Origin of the sequence: Pseudonocardia sp. NPDC046786 (genome assembly GCF_040645415.1) — a bacterium.
Taxonomy (GTDB): Bacteria; Actinomycetota; Actinomycetes; order Mycobacteriales; family Pseudonocardiaceae; genus Pseudonocardia; species Pseudonocardia kongjuensis.
In genome coordinates this window covers 145,930-160,565 of sequence record NZ_JBEYYF010000004.1, presented here as the reverse complement: position 1 = coordinate 160,565, position 14,636 = coordinate 145,930, and the positions used below count along the sequence as shown (strand labels likewise).

At 74.1% G+C, this 14,636-nt stretch carries 14 protein-coding genes and 2 pseudogenes; 11 read left to right on the top strand and 5 right to left on the bottom strand.

Translation table 11 applies throughout. The annotated features are described in order from the left end of the window. Window positions 1-83: 83 nt before the first annotated feature. The 3 genes and pseudogenes from ABZ881_RS06460 to ABZ881_RS06450 form a co-directional block, all read left to right on the top strand. Window positions 84-256 (top strand): annotated as a pseudogene (locus ABZ881_RS06460) (fuconate dehydratase); the annotation flags it as partial. 71 nt (window positions 257-327) lie between these two features. After that, window positions 328-696: pseudogene (locus ABZ881_RS06455) on the top strand (ABC transporter permease); the annotation flags it as partial. Between the two features lie 137 nt (window positions 697-833). Continuing rightward, entirely contained in the window at window positions 834-1,307 is a 474-nt protein-coding gene (locus ABZ881_RS06450; RefSeq protein ID WP_358482315.1) for a substrate-binding domain-containing protein, read from the top strand. Window positions 1,308-1,356: 49 nt separating this feature from the next. Here ABZ881_RS06450 and ABZ881_RS06445 read toward each other — a convergent pair whose 3' ends face one another. Next, a complete protein-coding gene (locus tag ABZ881_RS06445; protein WP_358482313.1) occupies window positions 1,357-1,824 on the bottom strand; it encodes a GNAT family N-acetyltransferase in 468 nt (155 codons plus the stop codon). A 53-nt stretch (window positions 1,825-1,877) separates the two neighbouring features. Here ABZ881_RS06445 and ABZ881_RS06440 point away from each other — a divergent pair, with 53 nt between their 5' ends. After that, window positions 1,878-3,269, top strand: a complete 1,392-nt coding sequence (locus tag ABZ881_RS06440; RefSeq protein ID WP_358482311.1) for a mycothione reductase — start codon at window positions 1,878-1,880, stop codon at window positions 3,267-3,269. 1 nt (window position 3,270) lies between these two features. Here ABZ881_RS06440 and ABZ881_RS06435 read toward each other — a convergent pair whose 3' ends face one another. Continuing rightward, window positions 3,271-4,080, bottom strand: coding sequence for a lysophospholipid acyltransferase family protein (locus tag ABZ881_RS06435; protein WP_358482308.1), 810 nt, complete (start codon window positions 4,078-4,080; stop codon window positions 3,271-3,273). A gap of 340 nt (window positions 4,081-4,420) precedes the next feature. On the opposite strand from ABZ881_RS06435, the gene ABZ881_RS06430 reads away from it, so the two are divergent. The 7 genes from ABZ881_RS06430 to ABZ881_RS06400 all read left to right on the top strand — a co-directional run bounded on the left by ABZ881_RS06430 (window position 4,421) and on the right by ABZ881_RS06400 (window position 11,263). Further along, window positions 4,421-5,152: an alpha/beta fold hydrolase gene (locus ABZ881_RS06430; RefSeq protein WP_358482306.1), complete on the top strand. Its 732-nt coding sequence runs from the start codon at window positions 4,421-4,423 to the stop codon at window positions 5,150-5,152. Between the two features lie 34 nt (window positions 5,153-5,186). Beyond that, window positions 5,187-6,467: an FAD-dependent oxidoreductase gene (locus tag ABZ881_RS06425; protein ID WP_358482305.1), complete on the top strand. Its 1,281-nt coding sequence runs from the start codon at window positions 5,187-5,189 to the stop codon at window positions 6,465-6,467. Further along, window positions 6,464-7,249 (top strand): DUF1365 domain-containing protein, encoded by a 786-nt coding sequence (locus ABZ881_RS06420; RefSeq protein WP_358482304.1) that lies wholly within the window; start codon window positions 6,464-6,466, stop codon window positions 7,247-7,249. Before ABZ881_RS06425 ends, ABZ881_RS06420 begins: the two co-directional genes overlap by 4 nt. Window positions 7,250-7,251: 2 nt before the next feature. Next, entirely contained in the window at window positions 7,252-8,547 is a 1,296-nt protein-coding gene (locus ABZ881_RS06415) for a cyclopropane-fatty-acyl-phospholipid synthase family protein (RefSeq protein ID WP_358482564.1), read from the top strand. Beyond that, a complete protein-coding gene (locus ABZ881_RS06410; RefSeq protein WP_358482303.1) occupies window positions 8,544-9,905 on the top strand; it encodes a cyclopropane-fatty-acyl-phospholipid synthase family protein in 1,362 nt (453 codons plus the stop codon). Before ABZ881_RS06415 ends, ABZ881_RS06410 begins: the two co-directional genes overlap by 4 nt. Further along, window positions 9,902-10,720 carry a DUF1295 domain-containing protein gene (locus tag ABZ881_RS06405; protein ID WP_358482301.1) on the top strand — a complete coding sequence of 273 codons (819 nt, stop codon included), beginning with the start codon at window positions 9,902-9,904 and terminating at the stop codon, window positions 10,718-10,720. Before ABZ881_RS06410 ends, ABZ881_RS06405 begins: the two co-directional genes overlap by 4 nt. A 78-nt stretch (window positions 10,721-10,798) precedes the next feature. Then, a complete protein-coding gene (locus ABZ881_RS06400; protein ID WP_344030272.1) occupies window positions 10,799-11,263 on the top strand; it encodes a peroxiredoxin in 465 nt (154 codons plus the stop codon). Window positions 11,264-11,334: 71 nt separating this feature from the next. Here ABZ881_RS06400 and map read toward each other — a convergent pair whose 3' ends face one another. The 3 genes from map to ABZ881_RS06385 all read right to left on the bottom strand — a co-directional run bounded on the left by map (window position 11,335) and on the right by ABZ881_RS06385 (window position 14,597). After that, entirely contained in the window at window positions 11,335-12,192 is an 858-nt protein-coding gene (gene map / locus ABZ881_RS06395; protein WP_344030269.1) for a type I methionyl aminopeptidase, read from the bottom strand. 75 nt (window positions 12,193-12,267) lie between these two features. After that, window positions 12,268-12,654 carry a DUF3054 domain-containing protein gene (locus ABZ881_RS06390; protein WP_358482299.1) on the bottom strand — a complete coding sequence of 129 codons (387 nt, stop codon included), beginning with the start codon at window positions 12,652-12,654 and terminating at the stop codon, window positions 12,268-12,270. 104 nt (window positions 12,655-12,758) lie between these two features. After that, the gene (locus ABZ881_RS06385) at window positions 12,759-14,597 is read right to left on the bottom strand and encodes a penicillin-binding transpeptidase domain-containing protein (protein WP_358482298.1); all 1,839 of its coding nucleotides are present in this window, start codon (window positions 14,595-14,597) and stop codon (window positions 12,759-12,761) included. Window positions 14,598-14,636 lie beyond the last annotated feature (39 nt).

Genomic DNA, 14,636 nt, shown 5'->3' with positions numbered 1-14,636 from the left:
ATGGTCGCTGTTCGACGCGCAAGAATCCACCATTGACGGAACAGACATCGGATCTCTACCGTCTGCCACCCCGAAAAAGGCACAAAGGTGTCGTGCGCATGGCCGTCGGCGCGGTCGTCAACACGCTGTGGGACCTGACGGCCAAGCGGGCCGGTCTGCCGCTGTGGGAGCTGCTCGCCGGGATGCCCCGGAGGCCGCCTACACCACTACGCCGGGCTGGCTCGGCTACGACGACGCGAAGCTGGACCGGCTCTGCCGCTCCCCGGCGGCGGACGCGGCACCGACCTGGCACACGGCTTCGCCGTCCCGGACCGGTACGGCGCCGGGGTGCTGCTCAACCGCACCGTGCTCGGCCGCTACACCTACGCGATCGGCTCCAACGAGGAGGCGACGGCGCTATCCGGCATCGACGTCCGCCGCTGGAAGGTCCTGATCTACGTGATCGGCGGCCTGTTCACCGGCCTGGCCGGGGTGCTCGTCCCGGCCAGGCTCGGGTCGGCCCAGCCGGCCACCGGGATGGGCCACGAGCTGCCGGCGATCGCTGCGGTCGTGATCGGCGGGACGTCGCTGTCCGGCGGCAAAGGTTCCATCCTCGGCACCGTGATCGGCGCGCTGATCATCTCGGTGCTCAACAACGGCCTGCAGATCATGTCGATCCCGCAGGAGTGGCAGAACGTGATCCTCGGCGCGGTCATCCTGCTCGCCGTCTACGCCGACCAGGCCCGCAGCCGGGACATCCCGGTCGTCGCCTTCGACTCCGGGGTGGACAGCGATGTCCCGGTGACGACCGCCGCCACCGACAACCGGGCGGCCGGGGCAAGGTCGCGCTGGTCGTGCAGGACCAGACCAGCCGCTCGGCCACCGACCGGCGGGACGGGTTCACCGACCGGATGCGGGCCAACGCCCCCGACGTCGAACTGCTGGAGCCGCAGTACGGCGGCGGCGACCAGGCACGGTCGGCCGACATCACCAAGGCGATCCTCGCCGCCAACCCGGATCTCGCCGGCATCTACGGGTCCGACGAGGGGTCCGCGTTCGGGGTCGTCCGGGGTGGCCCGGAGAGCGGCCGCGACGACCTGACGATCATCGTGTTCGACTCCGGCGCGGCCCAGATGGAGGCCATCCGGAGCGGGCAGATGCCCGGCGCCGTCACCCAGGACCCGATCGCGACGGGCACCGAGGTCGTCAAGGCGGGGGTGAAGGCGGCCCGCGGCGAGGTGCAGCCACCGGAGGTCGACACCGGCTTCCACTGGTACGACCGGACCAGCATCGACGACCCGGAGATCCAGGCCGTGCTCTACGAGTGAGCCGCGCGCCGGGTGTCGCGGCCGGGCCGCGACATCGGGTCACACCCGGTCACACCCGCGACCGCGACATCGGGACGTGCGGGATCCCGTCCTCGACGAACGGCTCCCCCGCGACCTCGAAACCGTGCCGCCGGTAGAAGGCGGTCTGCGCCTGCTGGGCGTCGAGCACACAGTGCCCGTCGCCGACCTCGGCCAGCGCGGCGTCCATCAGCCGGTGCCCGAGGCCGCGGCCGCGGGCGTCGAGCCGGGTGCAGACCCGCCCGATCCGGTAGCCACCGCCGGGCTCCTTCAGCAGCCGGAGGGTGGCGAGGATCTCGACGTCGTCGCCGCGCTCGGCGGCCAGCCAGTAGTGCCGGGTCCGCGGTTCCAGATCGCGGCCGTCGAGCTCCTGGTAGGGGCATTCCTGCTCGACGACGAACACCTCGGTGCGCAGCGCGAGCAGCGCGTAGAGGGTGCCGGTGTCGAGATCGGGCGCCCAGCTGCGGCGCACCGTGGCGCCCGGGGTGTGCACGGTCACCACCCCTGGGTACCAGACCGCGGAGCCGCCACGGAAGCGGTTAGCCTCGCGGTGTGTCCCACCACGATCTGGTCGTCATCGGCACCGGCTCCGGCAACACCTTCCTGGACGAGCGGTTCGCCGGGCTGGACGTGGCGCTGGTCGAGCACGGGGTGTTCGGCGGCACCTGCCTCAACGTCGGCTGCATCCCGACCAAGATGTACGTCTACGCCGCCGACGTCGCCGAGACCGTCCGGCACGCGCACACCTACGGCGTCGACGCGAGCATCGACAAGATCCGCTGGACCGACATCCGGGACCGGGTGTTCGGCCGGATCGACCCGATCTCCGCCGGCGGCCGCGAGTACCGGGTCGAGCGCAGCCCGAACGTCACCGTGTACTTCGGGCACGCCCGGTTCACCGGGGAGCGCGAGCTCGCCGTCGACCGGACCGACGGCTCGGGCACCGAGGTCGTCACCGCCGACCGGGTGGTGATCGCCGCCGGCTCCCGGCCCAGCATCCCGCCGGTGGTCGCCGCCTCCGGGGTGCCGTTCGAGACCTCGGACACCGTGATGCGGATCGACGCCGTCCCGCGCCGGCTCGCGATCCTGGGCAGCGGCTTCATCGGCAGCGAGTTCGCGCACGTGTTCTCCGCGCTCGGCGCCGAGGTCACCGTGATCGCCCGCGGATCGCGGCTGCTGCGCCATCTCGACGACACGATCTCCGAGCGCTTCACCGAGATCGCAGCCGCCCGATGGGACTGCCGGCTCGGCCGCCAGGTCACCGCGCTGTCCGGCGACGGGACCGGCGGCGGCGGCGAGGTCACGATCACCCTCGACGACGGCTCGCAGGTCGTCGCCGACACCCTGCTGGTCGCCACCGGGCGGATCCCGAACGGGGACCGGATGGACCTGGACCGGGCCGGGATCACCGTGCACGCCGACGGCCGGGTCGCCGTCGACGAGTTCCAGCGCAGCGTCTCCGCCGAGAACGTGTGGGCGCTCGGCGACGTCAGCTCGCCGCACCAGCTCAAGCACGTCGCCAACCACGAGGCGAAGATCGTCGGGCACAACCTGGGCAACCCGGCCGAGCTGCGTGCGACCAACCACGATCTCGTCCCGTCCGCGGTGTTCACCGAGCCGCAGATCGCCGCCGTCGGGCTCACCGAGTCCGAGGCCCGCGAGCAGGGCCTGGACGTCACGGTGAAGGTGCAGAACTACGGCGACGTCGCCTACGGCTGGGCCATGGAGGACCGCACCGGGCTCTGCAAGATCGTCGCGGAGAAGGGCACCGGGCGGCTGCTCGGTGCGCACATCCTGGGACCGCAGGCGTCCACCCTGATCCAGCAGCTGATCCAGGCGATGGTGTTCGGGCAGGACGCGCGGGCGCTGGCGACCCAGCAGTACTGGATCCACCCGGCGCTGCCGGAGGTCGTCGAGAACGCCCTGCTCGGCCTGGAGATCTGAGTCAGCTCGCCGCGCGCTCGGCCGGATCCACCGGCTCCCCCGGGGACCCGTCGCGCCCACCCAGCTCCGGGTCGTACGGGGTGGCCGGGCGGGTCTCGTCGCGCATCTGCTCGAGCAGCGTGGTGACCTCGTCCATGATCTTCCTGGTGGCGGCGTCCAGGGTGCTGCGGGTCAGCGGCTTCCCCGCGAACTCCGACAGGTCGACGGGCGGACCGAGGGCGATGCCGATCCGCTTGCGCGGGCGGAAGCGCGGCCGCCCCTCGGCGGGCAGGAAATCCTGGGTGCCCCAGTTGGCCATCGGGATCACCGGCGCGCCGGAGCGCAGCGCGATCCGGGCGACGCCGTTCTTGGGCTTCATCGGCCAGCCGTCCGGGTCGGCGGTGTAGGTGCCCTCCGGGTAGACGGCGACGATCTCGCCCCGCTCCAGGGCGTCGATCGCGCCGGCGAACGACTCGGCCGCCCGCTTCGACGCCCGGTACACCGGGATGTGCCCGCCCCCGCCGAGCACCCACTTCACCACCGGCACGCTCCACAGCTCCGACTTCGCCATGAACCGCGGCATCCGGCCGTGCGTGGTGCCGAAGGCGATGTCGAAGATCGGGTCGGAGAACGAGACGTGGTTGGCGACCAGCAGCGCGCCGCCGGTCCGCGGCAGGTGCTCGCCGCCCCGCCAGCCCGGCCGGGTGCCCCACAGCACGAACGGCCAGATGACCGCGATCGCCAGGCCGAACCAGAATCCCGACCCGCGCCGCCGGCGGCGCAGCGTCGCCGCGATCCGCTGCCGCACCGTCAGCTCCGGTGGCATGCCCATCGTTGCGCTCCTCGCGTCCGGTGTCCCCGGCCGGGCCGGGGACGCCCCCCATCCTCGTCGCTCCCCGGTCGCCGGATCCACCGGGCCGGGTGATGATTCCGGCGGCGCACCACGCTCGCGGCGCCCCACCGGCGGTGATCCTGCGACCCGTCCGGCCGCGCCGCGTCCGTACTCCCACGGAACCGGTGCGGCCGCCGGGGACCGTGCCTCTCGCATCCCACCGAGTCACCGGGCCGCGGTCCACCGCTGCCGGTGTGATGCCGGTCCCAACCACCGGGCCGTCGGCGGCCCGCCGGACGAACCACCCGTGACATCCGCACCCGGCCCCGAGGGGTGAACCGTGCCCGATCCGACGCCGCAGCTGGACCCGGTGGGCCGGGCCCGCCCGGAACCGGCCGGGGTGCTGCTGGTCACGCACGGCGGGCGGGCGCACTCGACGGCACCGGCCCGCCGACGCGGCCTGGCGTACCGGCGGATGTCGCCGTTCGCCCGCGCCGTGGAGCGCGCCGGGCGGGGGTACCGCACAGCGCTCGGCACCGGGATCGCCACCCATCTGCTCCGCTACCGGGTGCGCGGCTGGAACGGCCCCGCGATGGACGCCCTCCAGGACGTCCGGTGGGCGGTCCGGGAGCTGACCGACCGCCATCCCGGACGCCCGGTCGTCCTGGTCGGGCACTCGATGGGCGGGCGGGCCGTGCTGCGGGCCGCCGGCGCCCCCGGCGTGGTCGCCGTCTGCGCGCTGGCGCCCTGGCTGGACGGCAGCGACCCGGTCGCGCAGCTGGCCGGGCGGGCCGTGCTGATCGCGCACGGCGACCGGGAGCGGATGACCGATCCGGCCGCGTCGTACGCCTACGCGCTGCGGGCCCGCGAGGTCACCGGCCGGGTGGCGCGCTTCGACGTGCACGGCGACGGGCACGCGATGCTCCGCCGGGCCGCGGACTGGACGGCGCTGGTGCGCCGGTTCGTGCTCGGCGAGCTCGGGGCCGAACCCCCGGACCCGGTCGTCTCGAACGCCATGACGGAACCCGCGCCCGCCGGGCTGCGGGTCGCCCTCGGACCGGCGCACCGGTGAGCCGCCGGTGCCCGACACGGACAGGAGCGAGACGATGACCGGTCGCCCGACCGTCGCGGTGGTGGGCAGCGGGGTGTCCGGCCTGACCGCCGCGCACCTGCTCGCGGGAACCCACGACATCACCCTGTACGAGGCCGACGACCGGCCCGGCGGGCACGCGCACACCCACGAGCTCACCACCTCCGACGGCGGGATCACCGCCGTCGACACCGGCTTCATCGTGCACAACGACCGGACCTACCCGAACCTGCTCCGGCTGTTCGGCGAGCTCGGCGTCGCCACCCAGGAGTCCGACATGTCGATGTCGGTCCGGTGCGACGGCTGCGGGCTGGAGTACGCCGGTGCCCGCCGGATCGGCGGGCTGTTCCCGCAGGCGTCGAACCTGGCCCGGCCGCAGTACCTGCGGATGCTCGCCGAGGTGACCCGCTTCCACCGGCACGCCCGGCGGGTGCTGCACGACGAGCTGGCCGGTGACGTCACGCTCGGCGCGTTCCTGGCGATCGGCGGCTACTCCCGCTACTTCGTCGACCACTTCATGATCCCGGTGGTGTCCTGCGTGTGGTCGGCGGGCGCTGCGCTCTCGCTGGACTACCCGGCCCGCTACCTGTTCACCTTCCTCGACCACCACGGGATGCTCGCGATCGGCGGCTCCCCGCGGTGGCGCACCGTGACCGGCGGCTCCCGGTCCTACGTGGACCGGATCGTCAAGCAGCTCCCGGCGGTGCGGACCGGGACCCCGGTGCGCGCCCTGCTGCGAACCCCGGCCGGGGTCGAGGTCACCGACGACGCCGTCGGTGTCGCCGGGTTCGACAAGGTCGTCGTTGCCACCCACCCGGACCAGGCGCTGCGGATCCTCGGCGACGACGCGACCGCGGCCGAGCGGGACGTGCTCGGCGCGTTCACCTACTCGCGCAACGAGACCTGGCTGCACCACGACACCTCGCTGCTGCCCAGGACCGCGGGCGCGCGGGCGTCCTGGAACTACCTCAAACCGGCCTGCTCCCCCGACCCGGACGCCCCGGTGCTGGTCAGCTACGACATGAACCGGCTGATGCGGCTCACCGACCCGGACGACTGGGTCGTCACCCTGGGCGCGGCGGGCCGGGTCGATCCGGCGGCCGTCGTCGCCCGGATGAGCTACCGGCATCCGGTGTACACACCGGACTCGGTCGCCGCGCAGCGCCGGCTGCCGGAGCTGAACACGCCGGTCACCGCATTCGCGGGCGCCTACCACGGCTGGGGCTTCCACGAGGACGGCTGCGCGTCCGGCGTGCGCGCCGCCGCCGCGCTCGGGGCCGGCTGGGACGCCCGGTGACCCCGGCGCCCGCCATCTACGACGCGCAGGTGCGGCACGCCCGGCACCGCGACCTGCGGACCGCGTTCGCGCACCCCACCCAGCTGTGGCTGGTCGATCTGGACGCGCTGCCCGAGCTGCCGTTCTGGCTGCGCCCGTTCGCCCGGTTCCGGGCCGAGGACCATCTCGGCGACCCGGCCCGCAGCATCCGGGAGAACGTCGACGAGTTGCTCGCCGGGCACGGCGTCGACCTGGCGGGCGGCCGGGTGCTGATGCTCGCGCACGCCCGCGAGCTGGGCCACGTGTTCAACCCGATCTCGGTGTTCTGGTGCCATCGCGCCGACGGCAGCCTCGCCTGCGTCGTCGCCGAGGTGCACAACACCTACGGCGGACGGCACTGCTACCTGCTGCGGCCGGACGAGCGGGGCCGGGCCGGCGCCGACAAGGACTTCTACGTCTCGCCGTTCCTGGAGGTGCGCGGCCACTACACGATGTCGCTCCCGCCGCCCGGTGAGCGGCTCGCCGTCGCGGTGACCCTGCACCAGGACGGGCGGCCCGCGCTGGCCGCGACGCTGACCGGCACCCGCCGGCCGGCCACCACCCGGGAGATCGTCCGCAGCGTGCTGCGCAGGCCGCTGGTCACCCGCCGCACCTCGCTGCTGATCCGGCTGCACGGCATCGCGCTGTGGCTGCGCAGGCTGCCGATCGTGCCGCGCCCCACCGGCCCACCGCAGAACCGTCCGGCGCCGCCCGCCGAACACCCTGCACACCAGATCGTCGACGAGGAAGGGATCACCCGATGACCATGCAGCACGACGTGCCGGTGACCGGACCGGCCCGGAACGGGCGGCGCCGCGCGCACGCCGTGCCGCGCCCCAACGAGGGGGTCTGGCCCGGCCTGGCGACACCGCCGTCGGCACCGGTGAAGGCGCGGATCGCCGAGTCGCTGTTCCGCAACGCGGTCCGGAGCCTGCCGGTGCGGGTGGTGCTGCCCGGCGGCGAGCGGCTCGGCGCGGGCGGACCGGACAGCCCGGTCATGCGGATCGAGCGGCCTGCCGCGTTCTTCGCCCGGCTCGGCGCGAACTCCAAGATCGGGTTCGGCGAGTCCTACATGGTCGGCGACTGGACGACCACCGACCTGCCCGGCCTGCTGACGCCGTTCGCGGCCCGGCTGTCCACGCTGGTCCCGCCCGCGCTGCAGCGGCTCGGGCGGCGCTTCGCCGAGGCCCGCCAGCCCCGCGAGGAGCGCAACTCGCTGGAGGGGTCCCGGGAGAACATCCACCGCCACTACGACCTGTCCAACGAGCTGTTCGCGCTGTTCCTCGACGAGACCATGTCGTACTCCTCGGGCTGGTTCGCCGACGGCTCCGACGACCTGGTGCTCGCCCAGCAGCGCAAGATGGACGGCATCCTGGACATGGCGGGCGTCCGGGACGGGATGCACGTGCTGGAGATCGGGACCGGCTGGGGCGGCCTCGCGACGCGCGCCGCGCAGCGCGGCGCCCGGGTGACCACGCTGACCATCTCCCAGGAACAGAAGGACCTCGCCGAGCGGCGGATCGCCGAGGCCGGCGTCGCCGACCGGGTGCAGGTGCTGCTGCGCGACTACCGGGAGGCGCGCGGCAGCTACGACGCCGTCGTCTCGGTGGAGATGGTGGAGGCGGTCGGCGAGGACTACTGGCCCACCTACTTCGCCGCGCTGGACCGGCTGCTCGCCCCGGGCGGCCGGGTCGGCCTGCAGTCGATCACCATGCCGCACGAGCGGATGGTCGTCTCCAAGGACGATTACACCTGGATCCACAAGTACGTCTTCCCCGGCGGCCTGATCCCGTCGGTCACCTCGATCGAGCAGAACCTGGCCGCCGACACCGGCCTGCGGGTCACCGAGCGGCGCAGCCTCGGCTACGACTACGCCCGCACCCTGGCGCACTGGCGGCGGGACTTCCTGGACCGCTGGGAGGACGTCGCCGCGCTCGGCTTCGACGAGACCTTCCGCCGGATGTGGGAGTTCTACCTGGGCTACTGCGAGGCCGGCTTCCGGGTCGGCTACCTCGACGTCGTCCAGTTCTCGCTGCAGCGCCGCCCGGGAGTGTCCTCGTGAGCGCCACCGCCGCCGACCGGCTCGCCGCCCTGCTGGAGGACGTGCTGCGCGCCCCGCTGCCGGTCCGGCTGCGCGCCTGGGACGGCAGCGAGGCGGGCCACCGGGGCACCGCCGAGGACCCGGACCCGCCCACCGTGGTCGTCCACCGGCGGCGCGCGCTGCGCAGGCTGCTGTGGGCGCCCGGCGAGCTCGGCCTGGCCCGCGCCTTCGTCTCCGGCGACCTGTCCGTCGACGGCGACGTCGCGGACGGGCTGTCCCGGTTCTGGGCGCTCGCCCGGCCCGGCTCCGGCGCGGTGCGCCCGTCCGGCCGGCAGAAGCTGGCCGCGGTCCGGACCGCCGCCCGGCTCGGCGCCGTCGGACCGCCGCCGCGGCCGCCCGCCTCGGAGGCGCGGATCGGCGGGCGGCTGCACACCCGCAGCCGGGACCGGGCCGCGATCAGCCACCACTACGACCTGTCCAACGAGTTCTACGCCTTCCTGCTCGACCCGCAGATGGCCTACTCCTGCGGCTACTGGACCCGCGAGGAGGGCCCCGACTACGGCCTCGTCGACGCCCAGCGCGACAAGCTCGACCTGATCTGCCGCAAGCTCGGCCTCGGGCCCGGGATGCGGCTGCTCGACGTCGGCTGCGGCTGGGCGTCGCTGCTGGTGCACGCCGCCGAGCACTACGGCGTGCACGCCACCGGCGTCACGCTGTCCGCGCAGCAGCGCGACTACGGCGTGGAGCGGGTCCGCCGGGCCGGCCTGTCCGAGCAGGTGGAGATCCGGCTGCAGGACTACCGGCAGATCCCGGCCGAGCAGTTCGACGCGGTCGCGTCGATCGAGATGGGCGAGCACGTCGGACAGGACAACTACCCGATCTACGCCGTGCAGCTGCACCGCATGCTGCGCCCGCAGGGACGGCTGCTGCTGCAGCAGATGTCGCGCGGCGCGGACGGCGCGAACACCGCCCCGGGCGGCGGCGCCTTCATGGAGTCCTACGTGGCGCCGGACATGTACATGCGCCCGCTCGGCGAGACGCTCGGCTTCCTGGAGCGGGCCGGGCACGAGATCGTCGACGTGCAGTCGCTGCGTGAGCACTACGTGTGGACCGTCCGGCCGTGGCTGGACACGCTGCAGCGGCACCGGGAGACCGCGACCCGGATGATCGGCGAGGAGCAGTGGCGGATCTGGCTGCTGTACCTGGCCGGGGCGGCGCTGGCGTTCGAGCAGAACCGGATGGGCGTGCACCAGATCCTCGCCGTGCGGCCCGGCCCGGACGGCGCGTCCGGGCTGCCGCGCAGCCGCACCGGCGTGCTCGGGCTCGATCCGGGCCTGGACGGCGCGGCCGCCGCGCCCGGGCAGGTCACCCTCCGGTGACGCCGTTCCCGTGGGCGGCCTGGGGTGCGAACCTGGCGATCACCGCGGTCGCGGTCCTAATGCTCGCCGTGGCCGGGTACGCGATCGGCGTGCGGCGCGGGCGGCACGACGGCGCCGACGTCCTCTGGGGGCTCGGGTTCGTCCTGGTCGCGCTGGTCACCGCGGTGTCGGCGACGGTGCTGGATCCGGCGGGCCCGGCCTGGCGGCGCTGGCTGGTGGTGCTGCTCGTCGCGCTCTGGGGCGGCCGGCTGGCCTGGCACATCGCCCGCCGCAACCGCGGCCGCGGTGAGGACCGGCGCTACGTCGAGCTGCTCGCCCGGTCGCCGGGCACCGCGTTCCGGAAGGTCTACCTGACCCAGTGCGCGGTGATGTGGCTGGTGTCGCTGCCCGTCCAGGTCGCCGCCTACGGCGCCGTCGGCGGCTGGGGGCTGGTCGTGACGGTGGCCGGCGTGCTCGTGTGGGCGGTCGGGTTCGGCTTCGAGACCGTCGGCGACGCCCAGCTCGCCCGGTTCACCGCCGATCCGGCGAACCGCGGCGCCGTGCTCGACACCGGGCTGTGGCGCTTCACCCGGCATCCGAACTACTTCGGCGACGCCTGCGTGTGGTGGGGGCTGGGCATCCTCGCGCTGCACCACCCGGCCGGGCTGGTCGGGCTGGTCGGCGTCGCCGCGATCACGGTGAACCTGGTGCGCGGCACCGGCGCGGCGCTGCTGGAGCGCGACATCGCCGGGCGGCGGCCCGGCTACGCCGACTACGTCCGCCGGACCAGCGGGTTCCTCCCGCTTCCTCCGCGGGCGCCGCACCGTGCGGGATGAGAAACTGATCATCATCGAACCGGAGCCCCGCGCCGGGACGAACACCGGGTGAGTCCCCATCCGCGACGAGGAGAGACCATGGCCGTCGGCGATCTCGCGACCGACTTCGAACTGCAGGACGAGACCGGCACCCCGCGCAGGCTGAGCAGCCTGCTCGCCGCCGGTCCGGTGGTGCTCTTCTTCTACCCCGCCGCGATGACCAGCGGCTGCACCCAGGAGGCGTGCCACTTCCGGGACCTGGCCGCGGAGTTCGCCGAGCTGGGCGCGCAGCCGGTCGGGATCTCCAGCGACCGGGTCGACAAGCAGGGCATGTTCGCCGCCGCCAACGCGCTGTCGTTCCCGCTGCTGTCCGACGCCGAGCACACCGTGGCGAAGTCGTTCGGCGCGTGGCGGGCCTGGCTGCCGGGCAACTTCCACACCCGGCGGCGGACGTTCGTGATCGACACCGACCGCCGGATCCTGGCCGAGATCGGCTCCGAGACGGCGATGACCCGGCACGCCGACGACGCGCTCGCCGTGCTGCGGGAGCGCCGCGCCGCCTGAGGCGTCCGCACCCGCCCGTCCCGGTCCGCACCCCCCGCAGCAGGTGCGGACCGCGGCCGGCGGGTGCGGGCTCAGGGCAGGGTCAGGATCTCCGCGCCGTCGTCGGTGACGACGATGGTGTGCTCGAACTGGGCGACCCAGGACCTGTCCTTGGTGACGACGGTCCAGTCGTCGTCCCAGGTGTCGTGCTCGATCCCGCCGAGGGTGATCATCGGCTCGATGGTGAAGGTCATCCCCGGCTCGAGGACGGTGTGCACGTCGGGCTCGTCGTAGTGCAGCACGACCAGCCCGGAGTGGAACTCGTGGGCGATGCCGTGCCCGGTGAAGTCGCGGACGACGCCGTAGCCGAAGCGCTTGGCGTAGGACTCGATGACCCGGCCGACGACGTTCAGCTCGCGGCCCGGGCGGACCGCCTTGATCGCCCGCATGGTGGCCTCGCGGGTGCGCTCGACCAGCAGCCGCGGCTCCTCGGCGACGTCCCCGGCCAGGAACGTGGCGTTGGTGTCGCCGTGCACGCCGCCGACGAAGGCGGTGACGTCGACGTTCACGATGTCGCCGTCGTTGATCACCGTGGTGTCCGGGATGCCGTGGCAGATGACCTCGTTGAGGCTGGTGCAGCAGGACTTCGGGAAGCCGCGGTAGCCCAGCGTCGACGGGTAGGCGTCGGAGTCGATCAGGAACTCGTGCACCACGCGGTCGATCTCGTCGGTGGTGACGCCGGGGCGCACGGCCTCCCCGGCCAGCCGCAGCGCCTCGGCGGCGACCTTGCCTGCGTGCCGCATGAGCTCGATCGTCTCCGGGGTCTGCACGTCGCCGCGGCGGCTGCGCGCCGGGGACGGCTTGCCGACGTACTCCGGCCGCGGGATGTGGGCCGGCACCTCGCGGATCGGGGTCGGCGTGCCGGGGACGAGCAACGTGCGGGTGGCCATGCGTTCCATGGTATGCCTCGCCGCGCGGTGCCGACCGGGCCGCGGGGTGTGACCCCTGGGACGGGCCCGTCCCGGTCAGCCGTGGGACGGCTCCCGGGGGCCGCGCAGCCGGGCCACCACGCCGGACAGCCCGCGCCAGCCGAGCAGCAGCACCGCCAGCGACACCAGGGCGACGACCGCGAACGACATCGGCAGCCGCCCGAGGAAGCCCAGCCGCAACGCGAACCCGATGCCCGCGGTGCAGGCGAGCACCACGGCCCCGGCCCACAGCGACGCCGGCGAGGCACGCACCCAGGGTGTCGCCCAGGCGACCCCGGCGCCGATCAGGAACGGCAGCGCGGTACCGGCGAGGCCGACGAGACTGTCCGACTCGGCATGGCTGATCCGGCCGACGGCGGCGAACACCACGACCGCGACGAGGTCGGCAGCGAGCGCCAGGGCGGGGATCCGGCTCGGGTGCACGCCGACCAGGGTAGGCGCCGGGGCAAGAGCGCTCCCCCCGGCCGTGATCGCGGATCGGGAACCGGGACGGTCGCCCGGCGACCGTCCCGGTTCCGGATCGGTGATCAGCGGGGGACGTCGGCCAGGAACCGGGACGAGAGCTGGACGGCCGGGCCGGACGAGCCGCCGTCCACGATCAGCGTCGCGAACGCCAGGTCACCGCGATAGCCGGTGAACCAGCCGTGTGCGCGGTTGGTGCCGTCCGGGCCGGCGTACTCGGCGGTGCCGGTCTTGCCGAACACCTCGCCCTGCCCGTTCGCCGCGGCCGCGGTGCCGGAGGTGACGACGGCCCGCATCATCGGCCGGAGCTGGTCGAGCACGGCCGGGTCCGGAGTGCCGGGGGCGATCGTCGCCTCGGTGGGCAGGCCTCGGATCAGCGCCGGGGTGACCGGTGCGCCGTGCGCGATCGTGGCCGACACCAGCGCCATCCCGAACGGGGAGGCCAGCACGTCGCCCTGCCCGATGCCGTCGACGGAACGCTGCAGGTCGTCGGTCGCGGCGTCGACCGAGCCGGTGATCGTCGTCATGCCGGGGATCGTCCAGTCCGCGCCGAAGCCGAGCTCCCGGCCCGCCTCGGGCAGGCCCTCGGGCGGCAGGCCGAGCGCGAGCCGGGAGAACGTCGTGTTGCAGGAGCGGGCGAACGCCTGCTGCAGCGGGACGGTGCCCAGCACGAACGAGTCCTCGTTGGGGATGGTGCGGCCGTCGATCACCGTGGTGCCGGGGCATTCCACCGGCGTCTGCGGGGTCAGGTTCTCGGCCGGCATCGCCGCGTAGGCGGTCACCATCTTGAAGGTGGAGCCCGGCGGGTAGCGGCCGGTCAGCGCGAGCGTGCCGTCCCGGTCGGCAGCGGCGTTCTGGGCGACCGCGAGCACCGCCCCGGTCGACGGCCGGACCGCGACGATCATCGCCTGCCGCGACTCGCCGTCCACGGCGTCCTGCGCGGCGTCCTGCACGGTGCGGTCCAGCTCCAGGGTGACCGGCTGCCCGGGTGCGGGCGGCGCTCCGGTCAGCGACGACGCGGTGGCACCGTCGGCCCCGACCGCGTCGACCGACCAGCCCGGGGTCCCACCGGCGGCCCGGTCGATCTCGGTACGCGCACCCTGGATCACCTGGCCGACGAACCCGGAGTCCGGCGGCAGCAGCCGGGTGGAGCGGACGAACCGCACCCCGGGCAGGTCCTCGATCCGGTCGCGGACCCGGTCGTAGTCGGGTTCGCGCAGCACGACGACGGTGTACGCCTGATCCTCCGGGGTGTTGTTCGCGCCGTCGGTGATGCTGCGCGCGGTGATCGCCGGGTCGACGTCGCCGAGTGCTGCGCCGAGCGTCGACGCCGTCCGCGCGAGATCGCCCTGCCTGCGGTCGAGGGTGACCGACACGACCGGGACGGGCGCCAGCAGGGTCGCCCCGGAGGAGTCGAGCACCGGGGCGGGTTCGGCGTTCACGGTGCGGGCGACCGGGCGCTGCCCGTCGCCGAGGCCCGGCGCGAAGGCGGCGGGCGACCAGTCGACGGCCCAGCCGGTGTCGTTCGCGGCCGTCCCCGGCGCAGCGAGGAGCGGCAGCTCCAGGGTGTACGCCCAGCGGCGGCCCTGCCCCAGGTCCCAGTCGACCTGCACGGTCGAGGTGGCCCGGTCGTCGTCGGTGCGGGTGCCGGTGACCCGGGCCGTCATCGACGTCGCGCCCAGGTCGGTGCGGGCCTGCTCCAGGTAGGCCCCGGCGGCCTCCGGGTCGCTGGTCAGCCCCGCCGCGGCGGGGGCGTCGCCGGCCGCCCACGCGGTGACGTAGCGCTCCGCGGCGGAGCCCGCGCCGTCCCAGGGGCGCCACAGTGCGACGACCACCCCGGCCGTCGCCAGGACGGCGATCACCACGGCGAGCACGACCGGTCGGTTCCGCAGGGAGCGCAGCACGGTCGCCGAGTATGACGGGCCGGGGATCACACCGGCAGG

Bases quoted from the DNA above. Each gene is read 5' to 3' on its own strand.
- ABZ881_RS06435 (WP_358482308.1), bottom strand. From the start codon at position 4,080: ATGGGCATGCCACCGGAGCTGACGGTGCGGCAGCGGATCGCGGCGACG.
- ABZ881_RS06425 (WP_358482305.1), top strand. From the start codon at position 5,187: ATGACCGGTCGCCCGACCGTCGCGGTGGTGGGCAGCGGGGTGTCCGGC.
- ABZ881_RS06415 (WP_358482564.1), top strand. From the start codon at position 7,252: ATGCAGCACGACGTGCCGGTGACCGGACCGGCCCGGAACGGGCGGCGC.
- ABZ881_RS06400 (WP_344030272.1), top strand. From the start codon at position 10,799: ATGGCCGTCGGCGATCTCGCGACCGACTTCGAACTGCAGGACGAGACC.
- map (WP_344030269.1), bottom strand. From the start codon at position 12,192: ATGGCCACCCGCACGTTGCTCGTCCCCGGCACGCCGACCCCGATCCGC.